The organism is Promicromonospora citrea (assembly GCF_013004695.1).
Lineage (GTDB): Bacteria > Actinomycetota > Actinomycetes > Actinomycetales > Cellulomonadaceae > Promicromonospora > Promicromonospora citrea.
In genome coordinates, this window is the sequence record NZ_JABEMG010000129.1 from 1 (window position 1) to 12,845 (window position 12,845).

General features: G+C 75.3%; 14 protein-coding genes and 1 riboswitch. Of the genes, 3 read left to right on the forward strand and 11 right to left on the reverse strand.

Going from position 1 to position 12,845, the window contains the following annotated elements:
* Positions 1 to 976 (forward strand): ATP-binding cassette domain-containing protein (locus tag HLB15_RS19125; protein ID WP_171107629.1); only part of this gene is annotated, 976 nt, incomplete at its 5' end.
* On the opposite strand, the gene HLB15_RS19130 is transcribed toward HLB15_RS19125, so the two are convergent.
* Both HLB15_RS19130 and HLB15_RS19135 read right to left on the reverse strand, forming a co-directional pair.
* Positions 964 to 1,425, reverse strand: a complete 462-nt coding sequence (locus tag HLB15_RS19130) for a GNAT family N-acetyltransferase (RefSeq protein ID WP_212760100.1) — start codon at positions 1,423 to 1,425, stop codon at positions 964 to 966. The two genes, HLB15_RS19125 and HLB15_RS19130, sit on opposite strands and share 13 nt — an antisense overlap.
* 2 nt (positions 1,426 to 1,427) lie before the next feature.
* The gene (locus tag HLB15_RS19135; RefSeq protein ID WP_212760101.1) at positions 1,428 to 3,035 is read right to left on the reverse strand and encodes a phytoene desaturase family protein; all 1,608 of its coding nucleotides are present in this window, start codon (positions 3,033 to 3,035) and stop codon (positions 1,428 to 1,430) included.
* 149 nt (positions 3,036 to 3,184) lie between these two features.
* Positions 3,185 to 3,358, forward strand: a riboswitch (cyclic di-AMP (ydaO/yuaA leader).
* On the opposite strand from HLB15_RS19135, the gene HLB15_RS19140 reads away from it, so the two are divergent.
* The gene (locus HLB15_RS19140; protein ID WP_171107632.1) at positions 3,359 to 4,330 is read left to right on the forward strand and encodes a C40 family peptidase; all 972 of its coding nucleotides are present in this window, start codon (positions 3,359 to 3,361) and stop codon (positions 4,328 to 4,330) included. It begins immediately after the preceding riboswitch.
* 82 nt (positions 4,331 to 4,412) lie between these two features.
* On the forward strand, positions 4,413 to 5,390 hold the full coding sequence (locus HLB15_RS19145) for an NAD(P)-dependent oxidoreductase (RefSeq protein WP_171107635.1): 978 nt from the start codon (positions 4,413 to 4,415) through the stop codon (positions 5,388 to 5,390).
* Between the two features lie 4 nt (positions 5,391 to 5,394).
* Here HLB15_RS19145 and mutM read toward each other — a convergent pair whose 3' ends face one another.
* The 9 genes from mutM to HLB15_RS19190 form a co-directional block, all read right to left on the reverse strand.
* Positions 5,395 to 6,438 carry a bifunctional DNA-formamidopyrimidine glycosylase/DNA-(apurinic or apyrimidinic site) lyase gene (gene mutM, locus HLB15_RS19150; protein WP_171107638.1) on the reverse strand — a complete coding sequence of 348 codons (1,044 nt, stop codon included), beginning with the start codon at positions 6,436 to 6,438 and terminating at the stop codon, positions 5,395 to 5,397.
* Complete coding sequence (rnc, locus tag HLB15_RS19155; protein ID WP_229784997.1) at positions 6,431 to 7,198, reverse strand: ribonuclease III; 768 nt, start codon at positions 7,196 to 7,198, stop codon at positions 6,431 to 6,433. Before rnc ends, mutM begins: the two co-directional genes overlap by 8 nt.
* Position 7,199: 1 nt before the next feature.
* Positions 7,200 to 7,394 (reverse strand): 50S ribosomal protein L32, encoded by a 195-nt coding sequence (gene rpmF / locus HLB15_RS19160; protein ID WP_108495103.1) that lies wholly within the window; start codon positions 7,392 to 7,394, stop codon positions 7,200 to 7,202.
* 2 nt (positions 7,395 to 7,396) lie between these two features.
* Positions 7,397 to 7,951 carry a YceD family protein gene (locus HLB15_RS19165; protein ID WP_171107640.1) on the reverse strand — a complete coding sequence of 185 codons (555 nt, stop codon included), beginning with the start codon at positions 7,949 to 7,951 and terminating at the stop codon, positions 7,397 to 7,399.
* A 178-nt stretch (positions 7,952 to 8,129) separates the two neighbouring features.
* Complete coding sequence (gene coaD, locus HLB15_RS19170; RefSeq protein ID WP_171107643.1) at positions 8,130 to 8,612, reverse strand: pantetheine-phosphate adenylyltransferase; 483 nt, start codon at positions 8,610 to 8,612, stop codon at positions 8,130 to 8,132.
* Positions 8,609 to 9,211: a 16S rRNA (guanine(966)-N(2))-methyltransferase RsmD gene (rsmD, locus tag HLB15_RS19175; RefSeq protein ID WP_171107645.1), complete on the reverse strand. Its 603-nt coding sequence runs from the start codon at positions 9,209 to 9,211 to the stop codon at positions 8,609 to 8,611. The genes coaD and rsmD overlap by 4 nt, the downstream gene beginning before the upstream one ends.
* Positions 9,212 to 9,254: 43 nt before the next feature.
* Complete coding sequence (locus tag HLB15_RS19180; RefSeq protein ID WP_171107648.1) at positions 9,255 to 10,232, reverse strand: endonuclease/exonuclease/phosphatase family protein; 978 nt, start codon at positions 10,230 to 10,232, stop codon at positions 9,255 to 9,257.
* Between the two features lie 65 nt (positions 10,233 to 10,297).
* Positions 10,298 to 12,583 carry an ATP-dependent DNA helicase RecG gene (locus tag HLB15_RS19185; protein WP_171107651.1) on the reverse strand — a complete coding sequence of 762 codons (2,286 nt, stop codon included), beginning with the start codon at positions 12,581 to 12,583 and terminating at the stop codon, positions 10,298 to 10,300.
* The coding region (locus HLB15_RS19190) for a hypothetical protein (protein WP_212760102.1) at positions 12,580 to 12,845 on the reverse strand (266 nt) is incomplete at its 5' end. The genes HLB15_RS19185 and HLB15_RS19190, both read right to left, overlap by 4 nt.

The window sequence follows — 12,845 nt, forward strand, 5'->3', positions numbered from 1 at the left end:
GCTCGCGGGCACGCTGTCGCCCGAGGCGCTGGCGGTGGTGGTGCTGACCCCGTTGGCCGTGTTCGAGGCGACGGCGGCGCTCCCCGCCGCCGCGGTCCAGCTCCACCGGTCGCGCGAAGCGGCCCGGCGGCTGGTCGGGCTGCTGCCGGAGACCGCCCCCGGCCCGACGGGCGCGCGCCTCGAGAGCGCGGGCGGGCAGGACGGCGCCGGACCCCGGACCGCGTCCGAGCCGCCCGCAGGCACGCCCGGACCCTCGACACCTCTGCTCCGTCTGCACGACGTCGCGGCGGGCCGACCCGGCGGTGACGGGACACGGCAGGCCGTCGTGGCCGGCGTGTCGCTCACGCTGGAGCCGGGCGCGGTCGTCGCACTGGCCGGGCCCTCCGGCGTGGGCAAGACGACCCTGCTCATGACGGCGGCCGGACTGCTGCCCCCGGCCGCGGGGAGCGTCTCGGGTACGGACGGCTCCGCGCTCTTCGTCGCCGAGGACGGCCACGTCTTCGACACGACCGTCCTGGAGAACCTGCGCGTCGCGCGCGGCGACGTGTCCGAGGACGAGGCCCGCGCCGCGCTCGACGCCGTGGGGCTCGGCCCGTGGCTCGCCGCACTGCCCGACGGCCTGGACACCGTGGTCGGCACGGACGCGGCGGCCGTGTCGGGCGGGGAGCGCCGCCGGCTGCTGGTGGCCCGGGCGCTGCTGTCGCCCGCGCGGGTGCTGCTCGTGGACGAGCCGGCCGAGCACCTGGACGGGGCGACGGCGGACGCCGTCGTCCGCGCGGTGGCGGAGCACGCGCGGGCCACCGGCCGCGCCGTCCTGCTGGCGACGCACCGGCTCACGCCGCTCGACGTCGCCGACGAGGTGGTGGTCCTCGGTCACCGGCCCGGCGGCACGGCCGCCGTCGTCGCACGCGGGCGGCACGACGTGCTGCTCGCGACCGACCCCGGCTACGCGTGGGCGGCGGCTCAGGAGTCCTGAGGCGGCTCCCCGTCGAGGGTCTTGTCGAACTTCTTCGAGCGCTGCCCGTACCCCAGCCGCTCGTAGAACGCGTGCGCCCCCGTGCGGCGGAAGGCCGACGAGACGGTCACGCGGTCGCACCCCGCCGCGCGAGCCCACTCCTCGAACACGGCGACGAGCGCCCGCCCGGCACCGGTGCCGCGACGCGACGCGTCGACCACGAGGGCGGTGAGCTGTGCCAGGGGCAGGTCCCGCTCGAGGGGCCGGTGCACGTGCCCCGTGGCGAGCCCGACCACGGTGCCCGTCTCGTCCTCGGCGACCCACACGGCGTCGTCCCCGCGGCCCGCGATCCGGGCGAACCGCGCGGCGACCTGGTCCGGGGTGGAGGGGTACCCGAGCTGGCCAAGCAGCGGAGCGATCGCGGGAGCGTCGCCCGGGACGGCGCGGCGGGTCGCCAGGAGGGTCGGCACGGTCAGTCCTCCCCCTGGAGGAGCGCCATCGCGGCCGCGCGGCCGGGGATACCGCTCACTCCCCCGCCCCGGCGCGCGCCCGCGCCCGCGAGCAGCACCCTGCGGTGCTCGGTCTCGACGCCCCAGCGGCCGGTGTCGTCGGCCGACTCGGCGAACGGCCAGGACAGGTCGCGGTGGAAGATGTGCCCGCCGGGCAGGCCGACGTCGCCCTCGAGGTCGACCGGGGTGCGCACCTCGAGGCAGGGCGCGCCGTCGGCGTCGCGGGCGAGCACGTCCTCGATCGGCTCGGCGAGCACCGAGCCCAGGGACGCGAGGGTGGCCTCCAGCGCGCGTTCGCGCGCGCCCTCCGGGTCGGCGCGGAAGAGGCGCGCGGGCATGTGCAGACCGAACAGCGTGATGGTCTGCGCGTCGGTGCCCGCCAGGTCGGGGCCGAGGATCGACCGGTCGGACAGGGTGTGGCAGTAGATCTCGCTCGGCGGCAGGTCCGGCACGCGCCCTGCGGCGGCCTGCGCGTGCGCGGCCTGGAGCTGGGACAGCGACTCGTTGACGTGCAGCGTGCCGCTGAAGGCCGCGACGGGGTCGACGTCGTCCCGCAGCCGCGGCAGGCGCCGCAGCAGCATGTTGACCTTGAGCTGCGCGCCCTCGGGCGGCGTGGCGCCCGGGTCGGCGGCTGAGCCACGGCCGGCGGCGGCGAGCAGCCGGTCGAGCTCGGCCGGGGCGCAGCCGGCGAGCACGTGCCCCGCGGTGACGCCGCGGGCTCGGCCCTCGGCGTCCGTCCACGTGACTTCGACGGCCGAGGCGCCGGGGTCGACGGCGGTGACCGCGGCCGAGGTGACGATCGTGGCGCCCGCGGCCAGCGCCGCGTCGCGCAGGGCGCCCGACACCGCCCCCATGCCGCCGACCGGGACGTCCCAGTCGCCGGTGCCGTTGCCGATGACGTGGTAGAGGAAGCAGCGGTTCTGCCGCAGGGTCGGCTCGTCCAGGTCGGCGAAGGTGCCGATCAGCCCGTCGGTGGCGACGACACCGCGCACGACGTCGTCGCCGAAGGTGCGGCGCAGCAGGTCGCCCAGCGGCTCCTCGAAGAGGGCGCGCCAGGCGTCCTCGCCGACCCCGTCGACGACCATCGTGCGGACCGCGGACCGCGACAGGAGCGGCTCCGTGAGGGTGGGCGCGAGACGGCGGGCGATCTCCGCCGTCGTCGCGGAGAAGCGGTTCCAGGCGTCGAAGTCTGCGTCGGAGCCGGTGAGGCGGCGGAACGAGGCGCGCGTCGCGGCCTCGTCGTGGGTGTCGACGAGGAGGCCGCCGTCGCCCACGGGCGTGTACGACGCGTAGCGCCGGCGCCGGAGCGTGATCGGCAGGCCGAGCTCGTCGACCACGCGGCGGGGCAGCAGGGAGACCAGGTAGGAGTAGCGCGACAGGCGCGCGTCCACGCCCGCGAAGGGTCGGGCCGAGACGGCGGCACCGCCCACGTGGTCGGCACGCTCGAGCACGAGGACGGAGCGCCCGCCGCGGGCGGCGTACGCGGCGGCCGTGAGGCCGTTGTGGCCCCCGCCCACGACGACGGCGTCGTAGCGGGAGCTCAGCTGCTGGGGCGCGACGGGATCGACCATGGCGGACATGGTGACACGGGCCACTGACAGCCCGCCGGGAGGGAAGGCTTTTCCAAGAGAGTTCCATCACAAGACGGTATGTGACCTAATCGTGACATTTGCAGAAGAGGCGGGTACGGTCGGTCTCGCCTTCCAGCAGCGGGAGGCTCAGGTCCGGACGCCGAGCCCTGTCACCGGACCTGGCAGCTAGACGTGACAGGGGCGGGGGAACCAGGTAAGCGGGCACGTGAGTGTCCTTGGGGTGAAGCCTCGTACGAGGCCGGGTGATCGCTCTCCTACCCGAACCCGACAGCTCACCTCGCAGGCGTCCGAGGAGAACACAGGTGACCGTACTCACCGACCGCACCCAGGACTGGGCGGACGACCAGGCAGACCGTCCCAGCTATCGGGCCAGGCACCGCGCCGACGGCCCGGCCCTCACCCCCTTCACCGCACTCACGCAGACCGCAGCCGAGAGCGCCGCCCGTACCGGCGCCATCGCGGTCGTCACGTCCGGCATGCTGGCGTCGGTCTTCGCCCAGACCGCGCACACCGCCCCCGCCGAGACGCACACCCAGGCCACGCTGGCGAACGCCACGCCGGTCAGCAACACCGTGAGCAACACCGTCAGCAACGCAGCGGCCGGCACGGTGAGCAGCACGGTGAGCAACACCGTCGACTCGGCCACGCGCGCCGGGTACGCGGAGAACCTCGTCACCCGGGTCAAGGTCACGCAGCAGGCCGACTTCCGGACCGAGAGCGGCCGGGTCTCCGTGACCCCCTACGAGGAGACCGAGGAGGGCAAGGCCGAGGCCCGCCGCAAGGCCGAGGAAGAGGCTCGTCGCAAGGCCGAGGAGGAGGCCCGCCGCAAGGCCGAGGCCGAGGCCAGGGCCGCAGCGGAGGCGGCGGCCGCCGCCGAGGCCGCCGCAGCCGCCGAGGCGGAGGCCGCGGCGGCGGCAGCGTCCGAGAGCTCGGCCGACCTCGGTCAGCAGGCCGTCAACCTGGCGCTCGAGTTCGTGGGCGTGCCCTACGTGTGGGGCGGAGCCTCCCCCAGCGGCTTCGACTGCTCCGGCCTGGTCTCCTACGTCTACGGCCAGCTCGGCGTCAGCCTGCCGCACAGCTCGAGCGCGATGTCGAGCGTCGGCTACCAGGTCGCCGCCGCCGACGCCCGGCCGGGCGACATCGTCTGGACGCCCGGGCACGTGTCCCTCTACGCGGGCGACGGGATGGTCGTCGAGGCCCAGCAGCAGGGCGTGCCGGTGCACTACACCGAGATGTGGCAGACGAACGCGGTCTTCATCCGCGTGACCGGCTGACCCGTCCGCACGCAGGGCGCCCGTCCGGCCGCAGGCCGGGCGGGCGCTCTGCGTCGCGGGGCCGTCCGGTAACGTCCCCGACGTGAAGATCCTCGTACCGGACGTCCCGTTCGACCTCGACTTCCCGTCCCGGCTGCCCGACGGCGGGGCAAGCTTCGGGCCCGGCGGCACCGACACCGTCGTCGCCTACGCGATGAACGAGCCGGTCCCCCAGGAGCACACCGACGCCGACGTGCTGGTCACGTGGGCCAGCCCGCCCAAGATCGTGGCCGACGCCGCGAGCCGGCTGACGGGCGTGCGCTGGGTGCAGACGCTGTCCGCCGGCCCCGACGTCGCGCTGCAGGCCGGGTTCGGGCCCGACGTCGTCATCTCCTCGGGTCAGTCGCTGCACGACGACACCGTCGCCGAGCACGCCCTCGCCCTGATCCTCGCCACCGTCCGCCGCATCGACGTCTCGCTCGCCGCGCAGCGCGAGCACCGGTGGGCCAAGGAGATCGCCCTCGCGCAGGCCGACCCCGCCACGGACCAGGAGTACACGCTCGACGGCGCACGCGTGACGATCTGGGGCTTCGGCTCGATCGCCCTGCGGCTCGCGCCGCTGCTCACCGCGCTCGGCGCCGAGGTGACCGGCATCGCGTCGCGCGAGGGCGAGCGGGCGGGCTACCCCGTCGTCGGCGCCGACCGGCTCGAGGAGCAGCTCGCGCGCACCGACCTGCTCGTCTCGCTGCTGCCCGCGCTGCCGAGCACGCACCACATCCTCGATGCCCGGCGCCTGAGCCTGCTGCCGCCGTCGGCCCGGTTCGTGAACGTCGGCCGCGGTGCGACGGTGGACGAGGCGGCGCTCGAGGAGGCCCTGCGCTCCGGCCGGATCGCCGGCGCCGCGCTCGACGTCACGGAGACCGAGCCGCTGCCGTCGGGCTCGCCGCTGTGGGACGTGCCGAACCTGATCATCACGCCGCACGTCGCCGGCGGGCGGCCGCGGCGGGCGGCCGCGTTCCTCGCCGACCAGCTCACCCGGTGGCGGGCGGGCGGGACGCCGCTGAACGTCGTCGGGCGCTGAGCCTCTACCGCAGGCCCCGCGGGCGAGGCTGGCAGACCGGGCAGCTGAACGACGAGCGGTTCATGAACGCGTCGCGCCGCACGAGGGTGCCGCACCGGCGGCACGCCTCGTTCTCCCGTCCGTACACGGCCAGCGACCGCTCGAAGTAGCCCGACTGCCCGTTGACGTTCACGTACAGGTCGTCGAAGCTCGTGCCGCCCTGCGCCAGCGCCTCCCGCATCACGGCGGCGGCGGACTCGAGGACCCGGCGCACCTGCGCGGCCGGGAGCCGGTCGGTCGGCCGGCCCCAGTGCACCTGTGCGCGCCACAGGGCCTCGTCGGCGTAGATGTTGCCGACGCCGGAGACGACCGTCTGGTCCAGCAGGGCCCGCTTGATCTGCGTGCGCCGGCGCCGCATCCGGCGCACCAGGGCGTCGAGGTCGAGGCTCGGGTCCAGCAGGTCGCGCGCGATGTGCGCGACGGGCCCCGGCAGCAGCGGCAGGTCGGAGCCGTGCCCGGCGGGCGCGTCGGGCACGGCGGCGGTGTCGCCGTCCGGCACCAGGTCCTGGACGCTGAGGTGGCCGAACGTGCGCTGGTCGACGAAGTCGAGGTACCGCGCCCCGGACGGCGCCTCCGTCAGGTGCAGGCGGACGCGCAGGTGCGGGTGCCGCCACTCGTCGGCCTCCGCGGCGCCGTCGCGGCCGGGGGCGCCGTCGGCGACGACGGGCGCGCCCCCGCCCTCGTCCTCGACGACGGACGGCGTGGCACCGCGGACGAGGAGCTGGCCGGACATGCCGAGGTGGGCGAGGAGCGCCGCTGCCGGGGTGTCGTCCGTGGTCGCCGGCGGGCCTGCCGCCGGACGCGGCGCCAGCGGCAGCCAGAGGAACTTGCCGCGCCGGACCGCCGCCGACAGACGCCGGCCGACGAGCTGGTCCCGGAAGGAGCCGGGACCGCCGTCGTGCCTGCGCACGCTGTAGTCGCGGAACACCTCGACCTCGCCCACGACGGCGCCGACGACCAGGCGGTCGAGGCCGTCGCGGACGGTCTCGACCTCGGGGAGCTCAGGCACCGGCGGGCTTGCCCGCCTTGTCGCCCGCGGCCGCGTCGGCGGCAGGCAGGGGGAACTTCTCGAGCAGCGCCCGGTAGGTCTCCTCGGCGGCCCCCTGCTCGGCGTGCTTCTTCGCCGACCCCGAGCCCGAGCCGTAGGTGACGCCGTCGATCCGCACCGTCGAGTGGAAGACCCGGGCGTGCTCCGGGCCCTCGAACGTCGCGACGTACTCGGGCGAGCCGAGCCCGCGCTCGGCGGCGGCCTCCTGGAGCGACGTCTTCCAGTCCAGGCCCGCGCCCAGGCCGGCCGCGACGTCGAGCGTGTCGTCCACGAGGCGGTGCACCAGCGCGCGCGAGGTCTCCAGGCCGTGCGACAGGTAGGTCGCGCCGATGAGCGCCTCGACCGTGTCGGACAGGATCGAGTCCTTGTCGAACCCGCGCGTGCGGATCTCACCCTTGCCGAGCAGCAGGTACTTGCCCAGGCCGAGCGTGCGCGCGACGGCGGCGAGCGCCCGCTGCGAGACCGTCGCGGCGCGCATGCGCGCGAGGTCACCCTCGGACAGGTCGGGGTGACGCCGGTACAGCGCCTCGGTGACCACCAGCCCCAGCACGGTGTCGCCCAGGAACTCCAGGCGCTCGTTCGTGGGGATGCCGCCGGCCTCGTGCGCGAACGACCGGTGCGTCAGTGCCAGCACAAGAAGCTCGGGGTCCAGATGGACCCCGAGCTTCTCGAGCAGCGCGGTAGGTTCCGGCCTCGCCGGCGACGTCCCGCCCTTGGCCACGTCAGCCCGCGTGAACGGTCTTCAGGGCGTCGCGGTAGGTGCGACCCTTGTAGGTGCCGCACGTCGGGCACGCCGTGTGGGGCAGCTTGTTGCCCTGGCACTGCGGGCAGGTGGTGAGGGTCGCTGCGGTGGTCTTCCACTGCGAGCGACGCGCACGGGTGTTGCTGCGCGACATCTTGCGCTTCGGAACAGCCACGGCTAGCTCTCTTTCGTCTCGTCCGACACGCTCGGAGATTCGAGCATGCTCTGCAGCGCCGACCAACGAGGGTCGACAACGTCATGGTGATGACCGGGGTCGTCAGCCAGGCGCGCTCCGCACTCGGAGCACAGGCCCGGGCAGTCCTCCCGGCACAGCGGTTGAAATGGTAGTGCAGTCACGACCGAATCCCGAAGCGGAGGCTCCAGGTCGGCCATGTCGTCCTCCAGGACCGACTCCTCGTCCTGGACCTCCTCGTCCCCCGCCTCGGCCGACGCGGCGGCCTTCTCGGGGTACGCGAACAGCTCGGTGACGTCGACGACCGTCTCGTACGAGATCGGGTCGAGGCAGCGGCTGCACTCCCCCTGGACCGTGCCGCGGACGGTGCCGGAGACCAGCACGCCCTCCATCACGGCCTCGAGCCGGAGGTCCAGCTCCAGGTCCGAGCCCTCGGGGATGCCGATGACGGCCGTCCCGAGGTCGGCGGGCGCCTGCACGGTCGCGGTGTGCGTCCGTGACGTTCCGGGACGCCGAGACAGCTCGTGCGTGTCGAGCACGAGCGGCGAGTTCGGTTCGCGGGAAATGACAGGCTCCGAGGAAGACAGGGGTCCGTGAGGACGGGGTAAGGGGGTGGTCGGCACGCGCTGATCGCACGCCGGGACCAAAGCCCCATCCTACGACATGGTCAGGGGTTCACGCGCGCCCGTGTGCCGTGACGGGGCTCACCGGCGCGCCCTACCGTCCCAGCGCCGCCCGCAGCGCCTCCGGCACCCCGGCCGGCACGAGGTCGTCGACCGGGCCGCCGTGCCGCACGATGTCCTTCACCAGCGACGACGCCACGTGCGCGTATCGCTGGTCACCCGGCAGGAAGATCGTCTCGACGCCCGACAGGTGCCGGTTCATCAGCGCCATGGGCTGCTCGGCGTCGAAGTCCGCTCCGCCGCGCAGCCCCTTGACGACCGCGACGGCCCCGATCTCGCGGCAGAAGTCGACGAGCAGGCCCGGCACGACCGCGACCCGTACGCGGTCGAGGCCCGCGTCCCGCACCGCGGCACGGACGAGCTCCGCGCGGGTGTCCAGGTCGAGCAGCCCGGACTTGCCGGGGTTCTTCGCGACGCCGACGACGACGTCGTCGAACAGGGTGGCGGCGCGCCGCACGACGTCGAGGTGGCCGAGGGTGACGGGGTCGAACGACCCGGGGCAGACGGCGGTGGTCACGCGCCCACGCTATCCGACCGAGGATCCGGCCCAGGACCCGGCGGTGCGCTCGGCTCCGCGTAGTAGACGACCGTCTCGCCGTAGTCCTTGCGCGCGAAGCGCTCCAGCCCGGCCGGCCAGGACGGCTCCGGCGTGCGGGTCGACCGCTCGACCACGACGACGGCGCCGTCGGCGAGCACGCCCGGTGCGGCCAGGGGCTCCAGGACGGCGGCGAGCGCCTCCTCGCCGAGGTCGTAGGGCGGGTCGAGGAAGACGAGGTCGAGGCCGGCGGGGCCGAGCCCGGCCGCGTGCCGCTCGGCGGTCGCCGTGACGACGCGGACGCCGGCGAGCCCGAGGGCGGTGACGTTCCGGCGGGCGACGTCGGTGGCCGCGCGGGCGCTGTCGACGAGCGTGACGGCGGTGGCCCCGCGGCTCGCCGCCTCGAGGCCGAGCGCGCCCGAGCCCGCGTAGAGGTCGAGCACGCACGCGCCGTCGAGCACGCCGAGGTGCTCGAGGCGGGAGAAGATCGCCTCCCGGACGCGGTCGCTGGTCGGCCGGGTGCCCTTGGCGGGTACCGCGATCGACCGCCCGCCGACCGACCCCGCAACGATCCTGCTCACGCCCCGACCCTAACCCGCCGCCCCAGTCCCACCGCGGGTGGGCTCAGCGGAAGGAGACGTGCGCGACGACCGGGAGGTGGTCGCTGGGGGTGCGGGGCAGGGTGCGCGTGGCGGTGACGTCGGCGCCCCGGGCCAGGACGTGGTCGATCTGGACGACCGGGAACGCGGCCGGGTAGCTGAACGGGAAGCCGCGGGTGTCCGCGGTGACCAGGCGGGTCAGCGGCGCGATCGCGTCGTCGGCGAGGGCGGCGTTGAGGTCGCCCGCCACGAGCACCGTCTCGTTCCGCTCCGCGGCGACGGCGTCCGCGAGCAGCAGCGTGCTGCCGTCGCGCTGCCCGGTCTCGAACCCGCCGCTGCCGATCCGGACGGAGGGCAGGTGCGCGACGAAGAGCGTGATCGCGGCGTCGTCGTGCCGGAGCACGACGCGCAGGCACCGGTCCCAGGTGGCGTCGGCGCCCGCCGGGCGGATGTCGACGGCGGCGGCCTCCTCGAGCGGGAAGCGCGACCACACGCCGACCGTGCCCTGCGTCGAGTGGTGGGGCAGCTCGGCACCGAGCGCGCTCGCGTACTCCTGCTCGGTCGCGTCGGTCACCTCGGTGAGCGTCACGACGTCGGGGTGGGCGGCGAGCAGGACCTCGACGGTGCCCGCGACGTCGGCGTTGGTGTCGCTCGCGTTGTGCTGCACGACGACCAGGTCGGCGGGCTCCGCGGCGGGCGGGGCCGGGCGCAGCTGGGGCAGGAAGACCCAGACCCAGGCGGCGAGGGGCACCAGGACGGCGAGCACCGCGAGCGCCGAGCGTCGGACGAGCGCGGCGAGGATGCCCAGCGGCACGGCCAGCCCGAGCCAGGGCAGGAAGGTCTGGACGAGGCTGCCGAGGTTGCCCCACCGGTGGGGCACGTACTCGTGGCCGAGCAGGAGGGCGGCGGCGGCGAGCGACCCGAACGCGAGGATCCGCCCGCGCTGCCATGCGGTCTTCGCGGGTCTCCCGCTGTGGATCGCATGCCTCGCGTCGGCCGTCATCAGCGGGGACTCTATCGGCCGGGTCCGGCGGGCGTCAGGGGCCGGTCAAGCCTTTCACCCGTTCCTCACGCGCGTTCCAGGAACTCCTCCTGGTCCTCGTCGAGCTGGGCCCGGATGGCGGCGGCGAGCTCCGGGAACTCCGCGAGGTCGGGCGAGGCGCGCACGACGTCGGCGGCGGCGGTGCGCGCCTCCTCGATGATCCCGGCGTCCTTGACCACGCGCAGGAGGCGTAGCGAGCTGGCGCGGCCGGACTGGGCGGCACCGAGCACGTCGCCCTCGCTGCGCAGCTCGAGGTCGAGGTTGGCGAGCTCGAACCCGTCCGTGGTCCGGGTCATCGCCTCGAGCCGGGCGAACGCGGGGGTGCCGGGCTCGGCGTCGGAGACGAGGAGGCACAGGCCGGGGTCCGTGCCGCGGCCCACGCGCCCGCGGAGCTGGTGGAGCTGGGAGATGCCGAAGCGGTCGGCGTCGAAGATGACCATGGCGGTGGCCTCGGGCACGTCGACGCCGACCTCGACCACGGTCGTGGACACGAGCACGGGCGCCTCGCCGGAGGCGAACCGGGCCATCGCCGCGTCCTTCTGGTCGGGCGCCATCTGCCCGTGCAGGACGCCGACCTCGACGCCCTGGAGCTCGGGGCGCGCACGCAGCTCCTCGACGACCTCGAGCACGGCGCGCAGCGGCTTGCGCTCTGCGGCCGAGCCGCCGTCCGCGCCGTCGCCCAGGTCGAGGAACTCGGGGACGTCGTCGAAGTCCGCGGCCGCACGGCGGGCCCCGGCCGCCGGCTCGTCGGCCGGGGCGTCGGGGTGGATCCGCGCGCAGACGACGTAGGCGCGGCGGCCGGCGTCGACCTCCTCGCGGACGCGCGCCCACGTGCGGTCCGTCCATCGGACGTTGCCCGCGGGCACTGCCACGGTGGTGATGCCCGCACGGCCCGCGGGCACCTCGGTGAGGGACGACGTCTCGAGGTCGCCGAAGACGGTCATCGCGACGGTGCGCGGGATGGGCGTCGCGGTCATGACGAGCAGGTGCGGGGCGACGCGTCCCTTGGCGCGCAGCGCGTCCCGCTGCTCGACACCGAACCGGTGCTGCTCGTCGACGACGACCAGCCCCAGGTCGGCGAACTGCACCTGCTCCGACAGCAGCGCGTGCGTGCCGACGACGATGCCGGCCTCGCCGCTCGCGGCCTGCAGCAGGGCCTCCTTGCGGGCCTTGGCGCCGAGCGAGCCGGTGAGCAGCGCGACGCGGGTGCTCGCGCCGCTGCGCTCGGACCCGAAGAGCGTGCCGCCCTCCGCGAGCGGGCCGAGCAGGGCGCGCAGCGTCCTGGCGTGCTGGGCGGCGAGCACCTCGGTGGGGGCCAGCAGCGCGGCCTGTCCGCCGGCGTCGACCACCTGGAGCATGGCGCGCAGGGCGACGACGGTCTTGCCGCTGCCGACCTCGCCCTGCAGGAGGCGGTGCATGGGGCGCGGCGCGGCGAGCTCGGCCGCGATCTCCTCGCCGACGGCCCGCTGCCCCGCGGTGAGCGTGAACGGCAGCGCCGCGTCGAAGTCGGCGAGGAGGCCGGGCGCGCCGGACGGCAGGGACGGGCGGGCCGTCGCGTCCTCCGCGGCCGTGCGGGCCCGGCGCTGGGCGAGCGCCGCCTGCAGCACGAACGCCTCCTCGAACCGCATGCGGTGGCGGGCCCGGTAGGCCTCCTCCATGGTGGCCGGCCGGTGCAGGCTGCGCAGGGCGGCGGCGCGGCCGGGCAGGCCCTGGCGCCGCAGCACCTCCTCGGGCACGGGGTCCGGCACGTCGTCGTCCGCCAGGGTGTCGAGCACGACCCGCAGCGCGGCCTGGACCTTCCAGCTCGGGATGCCCGCGGCCGCCGGGTAGATGGGGATGGGCTTGGTGGCGTGCTCGAGCAGGGCCTCGTCGCTGTCGAGGTCGGATTCCTCGCCCATGAGCGTGAAGTCCGGGTGCGTGAGCTGCCGGGTGCCCCTGTAGAGGCCGACCGTGCCGGTGAACAGCCCCTTGGCGCCGGGGACGAGGCGCTTCTCGTGGTTGTACAGCGAGCCGCGGTGCTTGCCGAAGAACGTGAGCGACAGCCGGCTGCTGCCGTCCGTGACGACGACCTCCATGAGCGCGCCCTTGCGGTTGCGCATGGGCCGCACGGTCGCCTGCTCGACGCGGGCGAGGATCGTCACGTGCTCGCCGACCTGGAGCGCCGCGATGTCCTCGAGGGCACCCGGGTCGGCGTACCGGCGCGGGTAGTGGCCCAGCAGGTCGCCCACCGTGCTCAGGCCGAGCTTGCCCAGGGCGGTCGCCGTCCGCTTGTCGAAGGTGCGCTCGAGGCGCTCGTCCGTGCGTGCGGTCATGCGGTGCCCTCCTCGGTGCCCCCGTCGACGACCCGCTCGACCCCCAGGTGCACCCCGTCCCCTGGCAGGCCCGTGGGCAGCGCGACCAGCTCCGCCTCCGGGGCGTGCGCGGCGAGCACGGCGGCGAGCGCGTCGGGCAGGTCGGGCGGCACGTCCGCGCCGAGGAGCGCCGTGACCACGGTGGTCGCACCGTCGCACGCGGCGCGCAGCGCGTCCGGGGCCGGCTCCGCGCGCGTCGCCAGGACCGTGAGCGCGGCGAGCG